The 17,875-nt window shown below is 59.1% G+C and carries 18 protein-coding genes; 5 read left to right on the forward strand and 13 right to left on the reverse strand.

Translation table 11 applies throughout. The features are described from left to right. Window positions 1–839: 839 nt before the first annotated feature. From Q5Y75_RS09060 to parA, 4 genes are all read right to left on the reverse strand, one after another. Window positions 840–1,151 carry a DUF5665 domain-containing protein gene (locus Q5Y75_RS09060; RefSeq protein WP_306196494.1) on the reverse strand — a complete coding sequence of 104 codons (312 nt, stop codon included), beginning with the start codon at window positions 1,149–1,151 and terminating at the stop codon, window positions 840–842. Window positions 1,152–1,221: 70 nt separating this feature from the next. After that, window positions 1,222–1,629 (reverse strand): universal stress protein, encoded by a 408-nt coding sequence (locus tag Q5Y75_RS09065; RefSeq protein WP_306196496.1) that lies wholly within the window; start codon window positions 1,627–1,629, stop codon window positions 1,222–1,224. Between the two features lie 69 nt (window positions 1,630–1,698). Further along, complete coding sequence (locus Q5Y75_RS09070) at window positions 1,699–2,019, reverse strand: antibiotic biosynthesis monooxygenase family protein (protein WP_306196499.1); 321 nt, start codon at window positions 2,017–2,019, stop codon at window positions 1,699–1,701. A 29-nt stretch (window positions 2,020–2,048) separates the two neighbouring features. Next, window positions 2,049–2,681: a ParA family partition ATPase gene (gene parA, locus Q5Y75_RS09075; RefSeq protein WP_306196501.1), complete on the reverse strand. Its 633-nt coding sequence runs from the start codon at window positions 2,679–2,681 to the stop codon at window positions 2,049–2,051. A gap of 134 nt (window positions 2,682–2,815) precedes the next feature. Between parA and Q5Y75_RS09080 the strand changes: the two genes are divergently transcribed. After that, complete coding sequence (locus Q5Y75_RS09080) at window positions 2,816–3,490, forward strand: hypothetical protein (RefSeq protein WP_306196503.1); 675 nt, start codon at window positions 2,816–2,818, stop codon at window positions 3,488–3,490. 42 nt (window positions 3,491–3,532) lie between these two features. Here the strand turns inward: Q5Y75_RS09080 and Q5Y75_RS09085 are convergent, their stop codons facing one another. The 3 genes from Q5Y75_RS09085 to Q5Y75_RS09095 form a co-directional block, all read right to left on the reverse strand. After that, entirely contained in the window at window positions 3,533–5,827 is a 2,295-nt protein-coding gene (locus tag Q5Y75_RS09085) for a glycosyl hydrolase family 28-related protein (protein ID WP_306196505.1), read from the reverse strand. A gap of 125 nt (window positions 5,828–5,952) precedes the next feature. Further along, window positions 5,953–6,354: a DUF4864 domain-containing protein gene (locus Q5Y75_RS09090; protein ID WP_306196507.1), complete on the reverse strand. Its 402-nt coding sequence runs from the start codon at window positions 6,352–6,354 to the stop codon at window positions 5,953–5,955. A gap of 56 nt (window positions 6,355–6,410) precedes the next feature. Next, the gene (locus Q5Y75_RS09095) at window positions 6,411–7,985 is read right to left on the reverse strand and encodes a lysine--tRNA ligase (protein WP_306196509.1); all 1,575 of its coding nucleotides are present in this window, start codon (window positions 7,983–7,985) and stop codon (window positions 6,411–6,413) included. A 275-nt stretch (window positions 7,986–8,260) separates the two neighbouring features. Here Q5Y75_RS09095 and Q5Y75_RS09100 point away from each other — a divergent pair, with 275 nt between their 5' ends. Then, on the forward strand, window positions 8,261–8,683 hold the full coding sequence (locus tag Q5Y75_RS09100; RefSeq protein ID WP_306196512.1) for a tellurite resistance TerB family protein: 423 nt from the start codon (window positions 8,261–8,263) through the stop codon (window positions 8,681–8,683). 3 nt (window positions 8,684–8,686) lie between these two features. Here Q5Y75_RS09100 and dacB read toward each other — a convergent pair whose 3' ends face one another. From dacB to Q5Y75_RS09115, 3 genes are all read right to left on the reverse strand, one after another. Then, a complete protein-coding gene (gene dacB, locus Q5Y75_RS09105; protein WP_306196514.1) occupies window positions 8,687–10,162 on the reverse strand; it encodes a D-alanyl-D-alanine carboxypeptidase/D-alanyl-D-alanine endopeptidase in 1,476 nt (491 codons plus the stop codon). 104 nt (window positions 10,163–10,266) lie between these two features. Further along, entirely contained in the window at window positions 10,267–10,869 is a 603-nt protein-coding gene (locus Q5Y75_RS09110) for a nicotinate-nucleotide adenylyltransferase (protein WP_306197235.1), read from the reverse strand. A 35-nt stretch (window positions 10,870–10,904) separates the two neighbouring features. Beyond that, window positions 10,905–11,279, reverse strand: a complete 375-nt coding sequence (locus Q5Y75_RS09115; RefSeq protein ID WP_306196517.1) for an MOSC domain-containing protein — start codon at window positions 11,277–11,279, stop codon at window positions 10,905–10,907. 234 nt (window positions 11,280–11,513) lie between these two features. On the opposite strand from Q5Y75_RS09115, the gene ettA reads away from it, so the two are divergent. The 3 genes from ettA to Q5Y75_RS28480 all read left to right on the forward strand — a co-directional run bounded on the left by ettA (window position 11,514) and on the right by Q5Y75_RS28480 (window position 14,854). Further along, complete coding sequence (gene ettA, locus Q5Y75_RS09120; RefSeq protein ID WP_306196519.1) at window positions 11,514–13,169, forward strand: energy-dependent translational throttle protein EttA; 1,656 nt, start codon at window positions 11,514–11,516, stop codon at window positions 13,167–13,169. Then, on the forward strand, window positions 13,166–13,822 hold the full coding sequence (locus Q5Y75_RS09125; RefSeq protein ID WP_306196521.1) for a MarC family protein: 657 nt from the start codon (window positions 13,166–13,168) through the stop codon (window positions 13,820–13,822). The genes ettA and Q5Y75_RS09125 overlap by 4 nt, the downstream gene beginning before the upstream one ends. A gap of 231 nt (window positions 13,823–14,053) precedes the next feature. Beyond that, on the forward strand, window positions 14,054–14,854 hold the full coding sequence (locus tag Q5Y75_RS28480) for a DUF3800 domain-containing protein (protein WP_371933246.1): 801 nt from the start codon (window positions 14,054–14,056) through the stop codon (window positions 14,852–14,854). A 44-nt stretch (window positions 14,855–14,898) separates the two neighbouring features. Here the strand turns inward: Q5Y75_RS28480 and Q5Y75_RS09130 are convergent, their stop codons facing one another. From Q5Y75_RS09130 to Q5Y75_RS09140, 3 genes are all read right to left on the reverse strand, one after another. Next, window positions 14,899–15,510, reverse strand: coding sequence for a peptidoglycan-binding domain-containing protein (locus tag Q5Y75_RS09130; RefSeq protein ID WP_306197237.1), 612 nt, complete (start codon window positions 15,508–15,510; stop codon window positions 14,899–14,901). A 225-nt stretch (window positions 15,511–15,735) separates the two neighbouring features. Further along, window positions 15,736–16,020: a hypothetical protein gene (locus Q5Y75_RS09135; RefSeq protein WP_306196523.1), complete on the reverse strand. Its 285-nt coding sequence runs from the start codon at window positions 16,018–16,020 to the stop codon at window positions 15,736–15,738. 194 nt (window positions 16,021–16,214) lie between these two features. Then, window positions 16,215–17,873, reverse strand: coding sequence for an NAD+ synthase (locus Q5Y75_RS09140; protein WP_306196525.1), 1,659 nt, complete (start codon window positions 17,871–17,873; stop codon window positions 16,215–16,217). Window positions 17,874–17,875: the final 2 nt, after the last annotated feature.

The following is a 17,875-nucleotide window of genomic DNA, read 5'->3' on the forward strand; positions in this document are numbered from 1 at the left end:
TCTCGCCACAAGACGGCGCGGATCAACCGTGACACATGCAACTTTGATGGTAACAATCCCTAAAGCCGCCAAGGCCCAGGCCACCGGGACCGATATGCGCAGCGAATGACACTTAAGGGAGGAGTCCATGAGCAAGCAATCAGAACAGAAGCCGGGTTCTTTGATCCGGCGGCATGTGACATTTCCGAGTTTCTCACTCTGGTCACTAGGCAGTTGGAATCACATGATGTGCCACATGCGACCCAAATAACGCACAATATTCCCGTCTACGACAGACGGCGTGTTATCCGGTCGATGTTCACGATCTGTCGGCAGCCCTGACATTGCAGGGCGCGGTCGCCCATACGGATTCCTTTTCGACAAACCTCGATCGCGACCCCCCTTTGCAGGCGGGTTGACCCCGCAAACCCAGGCGGCCTTGATGCGCAGGCCTTGGGCGAAAAATGGGGCCCCGAAAAATTCGGGGCCGCACTTGATGCACAGTCTGAGCGCCGATCGGCGTCGTTACTGTAACCGTTGCCGTGTCGCCGTGTCCTGTCGGCTGTTTTGCTGATTCACCCGATATTGCATATCGAAACAGCGCAGCAAAAAATGCCTGACTCGCGCAACAAATGTGGTCGGACTATCTAGCGTACAATAACGCGCCCCCCGCCGACCCGGGGCGGCTGTGTGCTTGGTATAATGCATGGCTGTGCCCCCATCTGAAATGTTGAAAATAACAACACCGACACCATAGATTCGCCGAAGCGAGGGTGTCTGTGATCTGGAACACAGTTGCGTGAAATCTTGATAATTGTCCGCCTTGGGGCAACAATGCAGCCAGTTCTCCGACCGCAACTTTACTCCGAAGCAGATGTGCCACCCTGAGCGCCCGGCTCAACCTCGCCATTGGGGGCTTTGATCTCCTCGGCAATCTCCTTGGCCCAGTCCCCGATCACCGGCACAAAGTCGATCTGACTGAGGATATAGACCAAAACAGAGACCAGGATGGAAGCACCGATCACCGTGCCCAGACCAACAGCCATCCCGCGCAGCAGCGCCTGAAACAGCATCCGTCCAAGCGAGTTTTGCACCTGCACAAAGCGATGGCTGTTGAAACGCTCGATCTCTTCGCGCAAGGCACGCAATTCCTGTTCGACACCATCGGTCATGCGCGCCCTCCTGTTGCGACACCGGCACGGCGCTCAATCTGTCGTCAAACGGGCGGGCGCGCAATTGCTATCAGCGCACCACATGCACGGCGCAGGGCGCGTGCCGCACGATCTTGGCAGCGGTCGAGCCCAGCAACAGGTCCTGCATCCCCGGCCGGTGCGAAGCGACGATGATCAGATCAGGTTTATTCACTTCGGCCCAATCCAGAATCGACCGGCCCGCGTGACCTTCGATCAGCACGCCCTTTGCGTTTGGTAACTCGGCAGCCTTTGCATCCAGCTCCGCCTGCAGTCCTTTGCGCATTTCGATCATGTATTCCGGAGGAAGGTAACTGATGGCGTAAGCCGGAATATGCTCGACTACATGCAGCAACGTGATCCGGGCATCGGATGTTGCCAGCAAACGCGCCAACTTGAGCGAGCCAGAGACATCGCGCTCTGCCTCAAAAGCGATCGGGACAAGGATATTGTGATACATGACGGGGCCCTCCACTGACCCGCATCATGGTGGAATATCCCTGCCCTCGCGGCCTTGATTCAAATCAGGTCAATTGAAGGTTTCGGCAACATCATACATCACCGGCTCGAAGCTCTTGCAGAGCTGGTGAATGCGGCGATTGCGATCGCGCATCTCGGGCGTGCGCAGCATGGCAAGGAAATCCTCGCGCTTTTGCCATTGCGAGTAGTTGGCGATCCGGGTCTGGGCATCGTTCACATGCAAGCCCGCCGCGACAAAGCCGGGCTGTTTCGAAATGAACTCGGCATAGGCTTCGGTCAGCGCCTCAAGCAGGTCCTGGCAGGTGCCCGGGGTCATTTCGAAGGTGGTTATGACGGTCTGAACCGTCGCGGATTTGGAAATTGTTGGCATGGGGTCCTCCCTGGCTGATGTTCAGTTTATCACAGCTTTTGCAGCTTGCGCTCGATTTCCTGCATCAAACCAGTGACTTCCTGATGTGCTGGGCCTTTCGGCGCCTCAAGCACCGCACTGCCCTTGCCCAGCGTTTCGGCATAGACCACCCGGTTCGCCAGCACCTCTTCGGCCACATCCGCCTCCATCTCCGAGGCTTTTGCGGTCACGTCGACGCCCAGTCTCGTGCCCGGGCGGGCGCGGGTCATGACCATCAGAGCGGGTCTTCCCTCGCGATTGGCTAGATCGAGGATGGTCTCAACCGCCCAGAGGTCCAGATGTGAGGTCGCAACGGGTATCAGCACCAAATCACTGGAGCGCAGCGCGGGACGCAGATCGCTGTCGGCCTTGGGCGGCGTGTCGATGATAACGATGTCATGGGAATCGGACAGTTTACGCACCTCATAGGTGACCCCCCAGGCCGAGGCGGTGGAAAACTCCAGCCCCGGATCTTCGCGGTCTTCGACACGGGTCATGAACCAGCGTCCGGCAGAGCCCTGCGGATCGGTATCCATCAGCGCCACGGATTTGCCGGCGCGCGCAAAGGCAACCGCAAGATTGACGGCCATCGTGGTCTTGCCCGAGCCCCCTTTCTGCTGCGCGATTGTGATGACGTGACCCATGCGTCCTCCCCTGGATGCTAAGGGGCAGCTTAGCGATCAGCCGATGCGGGGCAATGCACAAAACGCCGCGGAACGCCCACCGATCGCCTCATGATAACCACTCGTTAACCAAGGTTTACGAAGTTTCTCAGCAGATGGTGCTGACGATCCGATCTCTGCTGATGTCGCTGATGGTCCTAGGTGGTGCAACACCGGGGAGCGCGGGCGCGTGGCTGCAGGAAAAAGGTGGCGGTTTTCTGTCGGCGACCACAACCGGATACCAACCGGGCGAAGTGGTAGAATATCGCAGTGCGATCTATGCCGAATACGGTCTGCTGAACCGCCTGACGCTAGGTATCGATATCAATGACCGGGCCGGAAATAGCGGTCACGCCCTGGTCTTTGCCCGTCTGCCGCTCTCGCCACCGGATTGGCGCAATCGCTTTGCGATCGAACTTGGCACCGGCGCGCATCACAGGCTGGGCCGGACAGCGGCAATGCACAAGGTCACGTTGTCTTATGGTCGCGGTGTCACCACCGGCCTCGGCCCGGCATGGGTTGCGGCGGACGTCGCACTGGAACACCGGACCGGTATCGGCCAGCAGATCCGCAAATTCGATCTCACATTGGGAATGTCCGCTGACCGTTTTGTGAACCCGCTGCTGCAGATCGAAACCGCCCACGTCCGAGACGATGAGCTTTACTGGACCGTCACTCCCGCTCTGCTTCTTCGCGGCAAAAAGGGCACGCGCTGGCTGATCGGGGTCGAACGCCGCTCCGCGCATCCTGACGGGTTCGGTCTCAAGTTTGGCTTCTGGCGGAATTTCTGAGCGCTCGGGCGACACCATGCCGCTGCCGCCCGAGCGCCGCACTCATTTGTCCTTGTCGATACGTACCAGGACATCGGCGGTACCGCGCACGGCCGTCTGCCACACCACATCGACCTTGTTCCGATCCGACCCGCGCTCAAGCAGCACGTAGGGCATCCCGTGGTTCGCCACACCGGTCCAGTTGACCACCGCCCCGATCGGCACCACGGAATCGACGGCACGTGCCCTTGCCCCAAATGGCAGCTTTTCGCCGGGGTCGACGGTCCAGGTCTTGGCATCGCTGGACTGGGTGTGCCGCACCCGGATCGGATTGGCCACCTGGTGCTCGATCGCATGAAAGGAATTGCTGTTAAACTGCACGTCCTTGAACCGGCTATAGTCAAATCCGGCAAAGCTGGTATCGACCCGCTCAACCCGATCGATCGCTCCGTTGGTGCTGCGGAACTTGTTGCCGGTGACGGTCACCCCGTTCAGGAAATGGCCGACACCGTGCGGCTTGACCACGATATAGCTGAACCAGGGCGCCACATCACTCGACAGGAACACGTTGTCGGTGATGCTCAGCGCACTGAACGAGAACTCCGAATTGTAATCCGGCGTCGCGTCCCTCTCGTTGGTCCATTCGATATAGCAGTTATCGACGTAGTTCCCGACCAGGCCGGTGCTGACATAGGTGTTGGCCAGCACCAGACCTGCGGTGCGGGTCCCGTTCGCCACCCCATCGCCCTGAAAGAAATGATTGCCCAGAACAATGTGGTTCGAGCCACCTAGAACCGCGAAATGCCGAAACCGCGTCGCACGGTTGTTGCGCAACTTGACGTCATTGGCATTGACGTTCAGGGCAATCGACTTGCGGCCAGCGACGTTCAATGCGTCCTCTGAGGACAGAAACTGACATTGATCAATCAGCATGCCCTGACACCCACCCCCGATCGAAGTGATACCGCGATCCTTGGGACGCGAGATGAAGGAATCGCTGACATTGAAGATGATGCCATTTGGCGCCAGCCGGATCGCGCTGCACCTGCTATTGCACTGAAACTCGATCCCCTGCATTCCGAACTTCGAAAGCTGGCTGAAGCCGCTGAAATCCAGCAGGTACTTGAACGCTGTGAAGGTGAAATTCTGCGTGCCTGCCGCGTCATAAAGCGACGTGTTCAGTGTGATCTCACCCGCGCCCACATTCTTGGATCGCACATAAACCTCACGCCCCACACCGTTGCCAGTGACCAGCGCTCCGACCGGGATATTTGCGATGTTTGCGACATTTCGCAGCTTGCGGTTATCCGACGAGGGGTCATAGGTGCATTGCGATGCAAAGGTCTCAGTATCCCAGGCCGAACTGGGGGCCGCATCCAACTGCCCGTTCCGAATGATGCGCCGCGTCGCATAGCTGGTCCGGTTCGGCACCGCCCCCTGCATGTCAATCGGACCAGTAACTGAAACCTTGCGCCCGCCCATGTCCAGTGATTCATGATCAGAGTTATTCAGCAACGCCTGAAACGCCTTGCGAAAGGCCAGTTCCTCGTTGCCAAAGGCTGCGATGTAGCTGGGCAGATCAAAGTTTTTGGTCAGCACCAAGGTCTTAGCCGTCGGCATCGTCACCGTGCCCGCGAACTCAACCTCCGAGGACAGCGCCAACGAGTCGGCTAGATGATACACGCCCTCGGGCACCAATATGCGCCGTCCATCCGCCGCTGCATCCGCCGCCACAAATGCCGCGTTGTTACTCGTGACCCCGTCGCCCACCGCCCCGTAGTCGCGGATATCGACCACATTGATCATGTCGCGCAAGAAAAAGCCGGTGACATCTTCGATCTCGATATCGTCAATCCGGACAATCCCGCCATTGGGCCCTTCCAGATTGATCCCGAAATGCCCGAAAATGGCGGCGCTTCCCCAGGGCAGATCAACGCCGTCTCGACGCCCGGTGCCAACAATCGCAGAAACCTCGACAACCTCGCCATAACTTGTCAGCGCCACTGCCGGTCCCCTGGTGGGAACACCTGTTACCTGCGCCTCACCCGCACCACCGGCCCAACCGGCAATGCGCACGGTGGGCAAAGTACCCGAGATCGCCTTCACGCGCGCGCGCACGCGCAAGTAACAGCCCGGCAGCAAGGGGGTCTGCCCCATGTAGCGCAGCTTCTGCGTGGCACTGGTCTTCTGCATCTCCAGACAGCCGCCGAAATCTGCATCCGCCGGAACAAAAGCCGCATTTGGCGCGTTCGCATATGTCCCCGAGCCCGGCCTGCCGTCTCCGCTCGACCAGACATTCAGCCCCGCGCTGAATGCCGGAGGCATGAATACGATCCCGTCCGTGATTGCCTTGTTCATCCCGATCCCTTTCCCAAACGCGCCTGCGCGCACAGCAAACCCAATCCGGGGCGCAGCCCGGTTGCTCAAAGGGATATTCGGGATAGGTCAAACTTGGCTTAGCGCACCGTCACGGTGGTGTTGCGCTATACCGCAGAGCCCGGCGCATCAAGGATCTGTACGCCGTTGATCTTCCAGCCGTTTTCAAAATCGACCATTTGGTAATCCAACACGTGCAAATTGCCTGCCGCGTCGGTAATTATCACTTTCTGCCACAGCTGGCCCGCCACTTCGCGCAGCTCCAGAAAGCGCACATCGGCAGGCCGCCAGACCATCGGATAGCCATTGCGCACCATCGCGCCAAAGTTCTCCGGGGTCCCGAACAGGCGTTGGATCGAGGGGCTGGCAAACGTAAAGGCCGTGGCGAAATCATCCGATTTGAAGGCGTCGATCTGCGCCTGAATATTGGACTGAATCTCATCGTTCTGGGCCTGCGCCGACAGGGACAGGCCCAGCCCAAGGATCAGGGACAAAATCAGATGACGCATGGGCTACCCTCCGTTTCCAGTCAGAAAGGTAGCCCGGCGCGCAAGCACGTCAAAGGTCAGAGCAGCTCGCCCGCCAGCCCCTTGTCAATCAGCGCGATGGTTTCGTCCACGCCATAGAGCGCGATGAACCCGCCAAACCGCGGCCCCTGGCTGGCGCCCAGCAGCACCTCATAGAGCGCCGTGAACCAGCCCCGTAGCGGATCAAACCGGTCGCGCCCGACCGCATAGACCACCGATTGCAGCGCCTCATCCTCAACCGGACCATCATAGGCTGCCAGTTCGGCGCGCAGCGCCTCCAGCGCTTCGCGTTCCTGATCCGTCGGGGCGCGGAACGTGCGGGTCGGCTTCACGAAGTCGTTGAAATAGCGCACCGCAAACCCGGCCGCCTGATCCAGATCGGGATGGCTTTCGGCGCTGGCCTCGGGCGCATAACGGCGAATGAAGCCCCACAGGGCCTCCTTATCCTCGGCCCCTGAAACAGAGGCGAGGTTCAGCAGCATCCCGAATGGCACGATCAAGGTCGAGGCCGGCACGTTATGGCCGTGAATATGAAACACCGGGTTGTTCAGCTTGGCCTTCAGGTCCTGACCGGGATAGGCCCGCAACTGCTGGTGATACTCGTCCATCGCCTTCGGGATCACGTCAAAATACATCCGCTTGGCGGTCTTGGGTTTTTGATACATGAAATAAGACAGGCTCTCAGCGCTGGCATAGGTCAGCCACTCGTCGATCGACACGCCATTGCCGGAAGATTTCGAAATCTTGTGCCCCTGATCATCGAGAAACAGCTCATAAGTGTAGTTCTCAGGCGCCTTGGTGCCGAGGATCTGGCAGATGCGCCCGTAGATCGAGGCATTGGTGGAATGGTCCTTGCCGAACATCTCGAAATCGACGCCCAGCGCCGCCCAGCGCGCTCCGAAATCCGGCTTCCATTGCAGCTTCACATTGCCACCTGTGACCGGCAGCGTCCATTCGCGGCCATCCTCGTCGTCAAAGGTGATCGTGCCCTCCTCGGCATTCACCGACTTCATCGGCACATACAGAACCCGGCCCGTCTCGGGATGGATCGGCAGGAAAATCGAATAGGTCTGCTGGCGTTCCTCGCGCAGGCTTTTCAGCATCACCGCCATGATCTCGTCATAGCGCTCGACACAGCGACGCAGCACCTCATCGAACTGACCCGAGCCGTAAAACTCTGTCGAGCTGATAAACTCATATTCGAACCCGAACGTGTCCAGGAACCGGCGCAGCATGGCGTTGTTATGTTCACCAAAACTGTCATGGGTGCCAAACGGATCGGGCACCGACGTCAGCGGCTTCTGCAGCGCCTCCTGCATCAGCTCCCGATTGGGCACGTTACCGGGCACTTTGCGCAGCCCGTCCAGATCATCGGAAAAGCAGATCAGCTTGGTGGGAATGTCGCTGATCACCTCAAAGGCGCGGCGCACCATCGTGGTCCGCGCCACCTCACCAAAGGTGCCGATATGGGGCAGGCCCGAGGGGCCATAGCCGGTCTCGAACAGCACATAGCCCTTTTCCGGAGGGGCATGTCTGTAGCGTTTGAGCACCCGACGCGCCTCTTCAAAAGGCCAGGCCTTGGACGCAAGAGCGGTTTCACGCAGTTCAGACATATCGGTCTCCATCGGGATGGCCATTCGGGGCCACAGTGCCGGACTGCCCCATGCAACCGGCCCGGCATCTCCTATTGTGCGGATGCAGCATAAGTCAATCGCCCGTTGATGCACAGATCGACAGAACGCTGCACCAAACCGCACTTGATCAAACCGGAACACCCCGCAAACCAGCGATCCCCAGATAGAGCCAAAATTCGTTACGTCGCAGTTGAACCCGGTCCAATCGCTTCGTATCGTGCGCAGGATTTCACAACCCGGCAGGACACGCGCGAATGACACAACAAGCCCCCCACCCGATGACGCCCCAAGATTGCCTCGTGGCGATCATGGTGGCCGTGTCCGCGTCGGACGAAAACATCCGCACGGCGGAACTGGTCAAGATACAGGCAGCCGTCAACATGCTGCCGGTCTTCGCTGACTATGATATCGACCGCATCAACTTCGTGTCCCAGACCGTGTTCGACCTGTTCGAACAAGTTGACGGTCTGGACGCGCTGTTTGGACTGATCCGCGATAACCTGCCGGAACGGCTGAACGAGACCGCATATGCCCTGGCCTGCGACGTGGCCGCCGCTGACGGATCACTGGCGGATACCGAACTGCGCCTGTTGGAAGAAATCCGCTACGAGTTGAACGTCGAACGCCTGCACGCCGCCGCGATCGAACGTGGCGCGCGCGCTCGCCATACAGTCTGAGGTTTAGCTGTCATAGAGCGCTCCCCAGCGCTCTATCAACTTCTGCTGTAAACGGCGCGACCGGCGATTCCAGGCCCGCGCGCCGGGTGGCACGTCTCGGTCGGCGCGGGCGATTTTGCTACGTTTTTCCATGTCTGCTGTAAAGATGGCAAAAGCCAGATCGCGCCCGTCCGCCCCGGTGGCATAGCCCCCCAATGCGGATACGAAATTGAGTGTGCCTGTCTTCGCCTCCACCCGAATCGGATGTGCGCGGTTCTCGCGCCCCTCGGAATCCCGCATCGGAAAACGTTTCAGCAAGGGCTGTAATTCGTCGGTCTCATGGGCCACCGCGAAGGCGCGCACCAGATCCTCGGGTGCCATACGAGACCCATCGCCCAGCCCCGAATGATCCACCATAAGCGTGTTCTGCATTCCATAGGTTTCGGCAGCCCAGTCGCTCATCGCCTTTGCCGAGGCAGGCAGTGTTTCAGGCCGCCCATAGAGCGCGCTTGTGGCGCTCATCCCTACCATCTCGGCGGTGAGGTTGTTGGAATATTTCAGCATCCCGCGCAGGATATCGACCAGAGGCGCGCTCTTGTGGCGTACCAGAATGGCGCCGCCGGGCCGGGACTGCGTGACATTGACCTTGCCCAGCACGATCCCGTTGACCCGAGCAAGCGTCTGGAACACATCACCCGCATAATGCGCGGGTTTGCGCACCGGCAACCATCGCGCACCGCCATTGCCAAGCGCCTGGCTGGCCACGGTCCATTTGTCGAGCCGCGCCGCCTCCTCATAGGTATAAACCGGGACCCGCCGGTTCACGACCTGCATCAGCGCCATGCTGACCCGCGGTTTGTAGTTTCTGGTCCGGGCATCCATGGTCACTGAATACCCGTTGGGGCCGCGTTTCCACTCAAAATGTACACGGTTGTAGTTCAGTGCGATCCCGGACACTGCCGGGCTATAGCCCAGATGATCCGGCTGACCCGGATCAATGCTGCGGGTATGCGGCAGCGCCCCGTTATAAACCTTGAACGTGCCGCGCACCTCGCGCAGGCCTGATTCCCGCAACTGCTTGGCCATCTCGGCCAACGCCTCGGTATCCAGCGTCGGATCAGAGCCCCCGGCAAGGATCAGGTTGCCATGCAGCACACCGTCCTCAATACGACCATCCGCAATCAGGCGGGTCTCATAACGGTGGTCGGGGCCAAGCGCCGCCAAGGCATAAAGCGCCGTCAGCGCCTTTGCCACACTGGCGGGCGGCAACGCCGCCTCGCCTCCAAAAGTCTCAAGAATCTCGCCGGTCGTGGCATCAGCCACCGAATAGCTCACCTCTCCACTCAGGCCCGAGGCGGCGATGACCCGCTCGGCCGCACTGCGCTTGACCCGCGCCTGCGGACGCAGCGAGGTCTTCGGCGCGGCAGCAAGCAACGGTCCAGTCGCCGCCAAGGAGGCGGCGGCGCTCAGAAAGGCTCGTCTTGAAACGCGAGATCTCATGCCGGTATAAAACCGATGCCTGAATCCCGGGGCAACCGGACAATTGCAGTTTTAAGAGTTTATGTTGCAACTTCACGCCGCTGTGACCCAAAACAGCTCGCCCTTTACGCGATCCAACCTCCTTTGGCCCGTAACCTTGTGGAGCTCAAATCAATCATCGGCGCGTTGACAAAACACCAGGCCGGGGCCTGTGCCTGCCCAAGCAGATGGCGCGCCTGCCCGTCTAACCGACAGCCCCGGTAGATCTGCGCCGCCGGGGACATCCGCGCTGAGATGCGCTCGCCCGGGCGGGCAACGACCCCGACGGGGACCGACTCCATGATCGAACGCCACTCCTGCCAGTGATGGAATTGCGCAAGGTTGTCCGCGCCCATTAGCCAGACGAACCGCACCTGCGGATAGAGCGCCCGCAAGCGCCGGATCGTATCCGCCGTGGCGCGCGTGCCCAGCTTCGCCTCGATATCCGTCACTTCGACCCGCGGATGCCGGACCACCCTGCGCGCCGCCGCCAGCCGCTGATCCATCGGGGCCGGCCCGCGTGACTTCAACGGATTGCCCGGCGAGACCAGCCACCAAACCCGGTCCAGCCCAAACGCTTTCATCGCCTCCAGCGTGACATGGACATGCCCCCGATGCGGCGGATCAAACGACCCGCCGAACAACCCGATGACCTGCCCGGGCCGCGCATATGGTATGGAGCTTCGCAACATTCTCTGCTGTTGTTCAGAACTGTGCCGCCTTGTCAATCAACAGGTTGCACCAGATCCCCCAGGCTTACAGGCCCGGGACGCACCACTTCGGCGCACCAGCCGCCATGCCCGCGCACGGCGGAGTATCCGCCATTGCCCAGTGCCTCCTCCATCCGGCTGCACGGCGCGCAGATCACAGTAAAGCGCAAAACCGCTGCACCGACCTGCACCTCTCGTCCTTTGAGCGCGGCCAGATTGATGCCCGAGATCACCAGATTGCGCCTGAGCACCTCCGCCGCGACCGGCCCGCGCCCCAGAAACCGACCAATCACCTCCAGATGCTCCTGCTGGATCAGCGTCACCGCCCGCTTGCCTGCGCGAGCGCGATCCCCTTCCAACCCATCCCCGGCAATCATGGCTGAGGCCACGCGAACAATCTCCGCACGCCGATCTGGCCGCAAACCGATCCACTCGATCCGACCGGGTTGCCTCCAACCCGCTATCAAATCCGCCAATTGCGACAAATCATGCCCCTCTTTCAGCCCGGTCAGGCTACCTCAAATCATGAGCAGGCATAATTCACAAAACCACCAGCTTGCCCCGCCCCTCCGGCTTGGCTATCTAGCTCGCCAACTTGATTTCTCCGCCTCAAAGGACACGATATGGCCGCCTATCAATATGTCTACCACATGCAGGGTGTTTCCAAGACCTACCCCGGTGGCAAGAAATGCTTTGAAAACATTCACCTGTCCTTCCTGCCCGGCGTGAAGATCGGCGTCGTCGGCGTCAACGGCGCGGGTAAATCGACCCTGATGAAGATCATGGCAGGGCTCGACCCCGATTTCACCGGCGAGGCGTGGGCCGCCGAGGGTGCGAAGGTCGGCTACCTCCCGCAGGAACCGAAACTGGACGAAAGCCTCAGCGTGCGGGAAAACGTGATGCTGGGGGTGAAGTCGAAAAAGGACATCCTCGACCGCTATAACGAGCTGGCGATGAACTACTCGGACGAGACCGCCGAGGAAATGGCCGAATTGCAGGACAAGATCGATGCCGATAACCTCTGGGATCTCGACAGCCAGATTGATGTCAGCATGGAGGCGCTGCGCTGCCCGCCCGATGATGCCGAAATCGCCAACCTGTCAGGGGGTGAGAAACGCCGCGTGGCGCTGTGCAAACTGCTGCTCGAAGCGCCCGACATGCTGCTGCTCGACGAACCGACCAACCACCTGGACGCCGAGACCATCGCCTGGCTGCAGCAACACCTGATCGACTACAAGGGTACCATCCTGATCGTCACCCATGACCGCTATTTCCTGGACGACATCACCGGATGGATCCTCGAACTCGACCGGGGCCGCGGCATTCCTTACGAGGGCAACTACTCCGCATGGCTGGAACAAAAGGCCAAACGCCTTGAACAGGAAGCGCGCGAGGACAAGTCCAAGCAGAAGACGCTGGAACGTGAACTCGAATGGATGCGGCAGGGCCAGAAGGCCCGTCAGGCGAAATCCAAGGCCCGTATCCAGGCCTATAACGAGTTGGCCAGCCAGTCCGAGCGCGAGAAGATCACCCGCGCCCAGATCGTCATCCCCAACGGCCAGCGCCTCGGCGGCAAGGTGATCGAGGTCGAGGGTCTGTCGAAACATATGGGCGACAAGCAACTGATCGAAGGGCTGGATTTCGCCCTGCCCCCCGGCGGTATCGTCGGCGTCATCGGCCCCAACGGTGCCGGTAAATCGACGCTATTCAAGATGCTCACTGGTCAGGAACAGCCCGACAGCGGCACCATCACGCTGGGCGACACGGTCGAGCTGTCCTATGTCGACCAGTCCCGCGACGACCTGAAAGACAATGACACCGTGTGGGAAGCCATCACCGGCGGGGCCGAGATCATCCAACTGGGCGACGCACAGGTCAATTCCCGCGCCTATTGCTCATCCTTCAACTTCAAGGGCGGCGACCAGCAGAAGAAAGTCTCGCTACTTTCCGGGGGTGAGCGCAACCGCGTTCACATGGCCCGTCTGCTGAAAGAGGGCGGCAATGTGTTGCTGCTCGATGAACCGACCAACGACCTCGACGTCGAAACCCTGCGCGCGCTGGAAGACGCGCTGGTCGATTTCGCCGGCTGCGCCGTGGTCATCTCCCACGACCGCTTCTTCCTCGACCGCATCTGCACCCACATCCTCGCCTTCGAGGGCGACGCCCATGTGGAATGGTTCGAGGGCAATTTCGAGGATTACGAAGAAGACAAGAAACGCCGTCTCGGCCCAGACGCACTGGAACCCAAACGGTTGAAGCATAAGAAGTTTGTGAGGTGACTTCCGGAATTGCCTCCGAGGTTGCCGGATTCGATTGGGCCGAGTACGTCAAGTTTCTCATCGCCCTGATCGCAATTATCGACATACCCGGAAGCATTCCGATTTTCCTGCAACAGACCGCCGACATGACGCGCAGGGGTCGGCTTGTGACCGGGTTCGTCGCCTCGGCAGCGACCGCCGCGATTCTGTTCGTTTTTGCCTATTTTGGGCCATCCATTCTGGCGGTCTTCGGCATCACGATTGACGCCTTCAAGCTGCTCGGCGGTCTGGTCATTCTGCTGATTGCCCTGAATATGCTGGGGTTGATGGGGTCAGAGACCGAGACGAACACCACAGAGGGCGGCACCCATCCGGTCGCGGTAGGTATCTTCCCCATGGCAGTGCCGCTGTTTGCAGGACCCGGCGCGATCAGCGCCGTCATGGTCTATTCGCATGAGGACTTCCACTGGAACCATGATGCACTCATAAGCCTGCTGATCCTGACCGTGGCCGGAGCCATCGCCCTGTGCTTAGCCATCGCATCCTATTTTGCGCAGTTCCTGCCATCGATTGCCCAACTGGTCCTGAACCGCCTGCTGGGCATGATCGTCGGCGCTCTCGGCATCGAACTCATCCTTGAAGGTCTGAATGGGTTCTTTCCGGCGCTTGGCTAGCGGAACATTTCGGTTTGGGACGACTCGTTCCAGAATGGACGGTTGGGCCTGATCCTCCTCGCATTAGGGTAGAGTTAATCGTGCACCACTTCGAGTATTGTGAAGAAAAAAGTATACATTTGGATACCTAATGCGTTGGACCCAAGTAATTGGGACACAATAACTTTGTAAGGTTGACAGCCTGCCAAGGCGGACCTTGATCCTCCACCATTACTTTTCTACCCCAAGCTTATGTATACAATCGTAATAGATGAGTCTGGGGATGTGGGATTAAAGAACGTACGCCCCGACCCTAGCCCGGGTCCTACCCAGTATTTTTGTATGTGCGCAGCGATCTTCAATGAAGATAATCGCGAACAGATTTCAGAGGCTCTTTCAGAATTTCGAGACCGAAAGGGGAGAATACATGCAACTAGCATGAACCACTTTGAAAGGATTCATCTAAGCAGGACTATCGCAACTCAGCCGGTCGGGATGCTTGGTGTCATTTCCAACAAGCTCACGCTACTGGAGTACTTGAGCGAAGCAAGAAAGACCCCAACGCACTACTACAACAAAGTATCACAGTATTTATTTGAACGTATTGGTCAGGTTCTTGGCTCATTCAACATCCCAAAAGAGCAAGTCAGAGTCTGCGTCGAGGCCCGAACACAACAGTACAGCAGCTTGATCTCTTTCTTACACTCCATTCAAACCAATCCACTCGACGAACGTTCTCTTCCTATACGCAACGTTGATCGGTTCTCGATTTCAGCAGTCAAGAAAAAGGATGACCTTTTTATGTCATTGGCAGATTTTGGAGCGAATGCAATATTCCTTTCGGTTCGAAAAGACGATCGTACATTTGGCATAAACGAAACTCGTTATCTGCGTGAATTGAGTCCGATATTCTTGAGCTCAAAGTCGGGAAAATTAGTACCAAAAGGCCTAAAGCCGATACATAGCTTAGAGGATCTAGGCTTGGATAAGGACACTCACGCTGAACTTACACAACTTCGGAACCAACGATCAGACTATGAGTGTTCAACTTAGCGAACGTCGGGTGGGCGGGAAAGCCCACATGACGTTCTTACTCGTCACGCCGCAACCGCCGTATCGTCCAGCTTTTGCAGGAACATATCGTGGTCGCGCTCAAAGATGCGTTCGAGTTTCGCAGCAATCTTGTTCATTTTCTGCATCTCCTTGAACAGGTCCTGCGCCTCGCTTTCGGCCAGTTTCTGTTCGTGCGGCTTGCCCTTCAGGTAGCGCTGGAAATCCACCCGCAACTCCTCGATCCGCTCCATCTTCCGGGTGAATTGCAGCAGGTATTTGCTGTAGGTCTCGGCCGAGATGTCAAACAGCCGGTAGGCTGACTTGATCTCTTTGTTCTTGTGATGCTCGCCCGCCAGCACCGCGATGTCGATCCGGGATGTGGTCAGGTCCTTTTTCTTCATCCGCAATTGCTTCAGCCCGCGCGAGATATCCTTGACGCCCCATTTCGGCGCCTTGCCCCGCGCATCAAGCGCGGCCATCGTGTTGTCGCCGACAATCCCGTCGATCTTCAGCTTGTGCTTTTTCTGGAATGCCTTGACCGCGCTCATCATGGCATCGTCAAACACCCCGCTCACGGTCACCTTGGGTTTGGCGCCAGCCTTGTTGAGCTTTTCCTGAACTTTTTTGACGGGAGCGCCTTTTGCGCCTTTCTTCATGAGTTTCAATGCTTTTCTCCATATCCGGGTCGGCAGGGTGCCGAGCTTTCTATGGGAAAATAGATACCCGTCCCGCAGGGTCCATGCTTGCGGAAGGGTTGAGGATTGCGTGAGGGTTTCGGGGGATTTTCTGGGAATTGAGCCTTCAGGTCAGGCTGGCGCGCCATTCCGCTCCCATGGGATACTGAGCCCACCGCAGCGTAGTGCGCGGCATGACGTATGTATCTACCGGCTGCGCAGGCGACTCAGCAGCGCGCCGAGCCGTCCCGGCCAGCGTTCGTCTTGCGGCTGCGCGATCTTGAAGGTCTCCGGCTCAGCGGCAGTTTTTGGCTTTTTCTTGCGCGCTTTCAGCCCGCGCATTTGCGGTGAGGGCGTCGTCTCGTTCAGATGCTTGTCCATAAACGCGCGGATCGCCTGTTCCGAAAACACGTCCCGAGACGGTTTCTTCTTGGGTTTCGCCTGCGCCCAATCCGCTTTCTTGGCAGGAATATAAACGGATTTGTCGGTCATGGCACAACCCCAAGCAGTTAAGCACCTCGCCCGCCCCCGTGCGGAGCGCGTGTTTTCCTGCTCGTCTAGGCCCTTGTATTCGCAATTGAAATGCGAAAGTCCCTCCACCAATGTGGAGTTTGTTGGGCGCAAATGTGGCACAAACATGGCCGCACCGCAAGCGCTAACAGAAACCCAGGGTTGTAACTATGCGCTCATGTCCGGTCGCGCCAGCGGTTCACGATCGGATAGCGTCGATCCAGCCAGAAGGCGCGCGGCGTCAGGCGGGCACCAGGGGCCGACTGGAACCGCTTATACTCGCTGACATAAACCAGATGCTCGACCCGGCGCGCGGTCTCGGCGTCGAAACCAGCGGCCACACAATCGACAATCGAGCCATCCCGGTCCACCAGAATATCCAGGATCGCGTCCAGTTCGGGATAATCCGGCAGGCTGTCGCTGTCTTTCTGGTCGTCCCGCAACTCGGCGCTTGGCGGTTTGTCGATCACCGAGGGTCGGATCACCTCTCCCTCGGGACCCATCATCCAGTCGCGGTGATTGGCGTTGCGCCAACGACAGGTCTCGAACACGCGGGTCTTGTAGAGGTCCTTGATCGGGTTATAGCCGCCCGCCATGTCGCCATAGATCGTGGCATAGCCGACCGCCACCTCGGATTTGTTGCCGGTGGTCAGCAGCATCTCGCCAAACTTGTTGGAGAGCGCCATCAGCAGCAAGCCCCGCAGACGGGACTGGATGTTTTCCTCGGTCAGGCCCGGTTCGGTGCCCTCGAACAATGGCGCAAGCGTCTCGGTGATCGCCGCACGCCCTTGAGAGATCGGCACATAGTCATAGCGCACGCCCAGCGCCTTGGCGACGGCCTCGGCATCGTCCAGAGAGGCCTGGCTGGTGTATTCCGAGGGCAACATGACGCAGCGCACATTGTCAGCGCCCAAAGCATCCACCGCGATGGCCGCGACCAGCGCCGAATCCACCCCGCCCGAGAGACCCAGCAGCACCTTGCCGAATCCGGTCTTGGCGCAATAGTCGCGCAAGCTCTGCACCATGCAGCGATAATCCTGCTCCCATTCATCGGGCAGCGGTGCGATCTCGCCTTGTTGGATGCGCCACCCCTCGGGGCCACGCTCAAGGTCAACCTGCGTGATCGCCTCGTCAAACACCGGCATCCGCAGCGCCAGCGCGCCGCCCGGGTTGATCGCAAATGTGCCGCCGTCAAAGACCTGATCGTCCTGACCGCCCACCATGTTCAGATAGATCACCGGTAACCCCGTCTCGACCGAGCGGGCAACCATATGGTTCAGCCGCACATCCATCTTGTTGCGGAAATAGGGCGAACCGTTGGGGATCAGCAGGAATTCTGCCCCGGTCTCGGCCTGCGTCTCAGCCACATCCTCGAACCAGCCATCCTCGCAAATCGGTGATCCCACACGGGTGTTGCCAACCGAATAGGGACCTCCCAGAGGACCGGCATCAAAGATTCGAACCTCGTCAAACACCGTGTCGTTTGGCAGGTGATGCTTCAGCATTCGGCTGGCGATCTTGCCATCCTTGAGAATGCAATACGCGTTATAAAGCTTGCCATCCTCAGCCCAAGGGCAGCCGATGGCAAGCGCCGGACCATCGGCGCATGCCGCCGCCAGCGCGCGCACCTGATCCATTGCCGCCAGGTGAAACGCGGGTTTCATCACCAGATCTTGCGCGTTGTAGCCGGTGATGAACATCTCGGTCAGCGCGACCAGATCGGCGCTTGCCTCTTTGCCTGCTTGCCAGGCTGCGCGCGCCTTGGCAGCGTTGCCCTCAAGGTCGCCAACCACCGGATTGAGTTGCGCCAGTGTGATGCGGAAACTGTCGGCCATGC

The organism is Ruegeria discodermiae, from assembly GCF_030758345.1.
GTDB lineage: Bacteria > Pseudomonadota > Alphaproteobacteria > Rhodobacterales > Rhodobacteraceae > Ruegeria_C.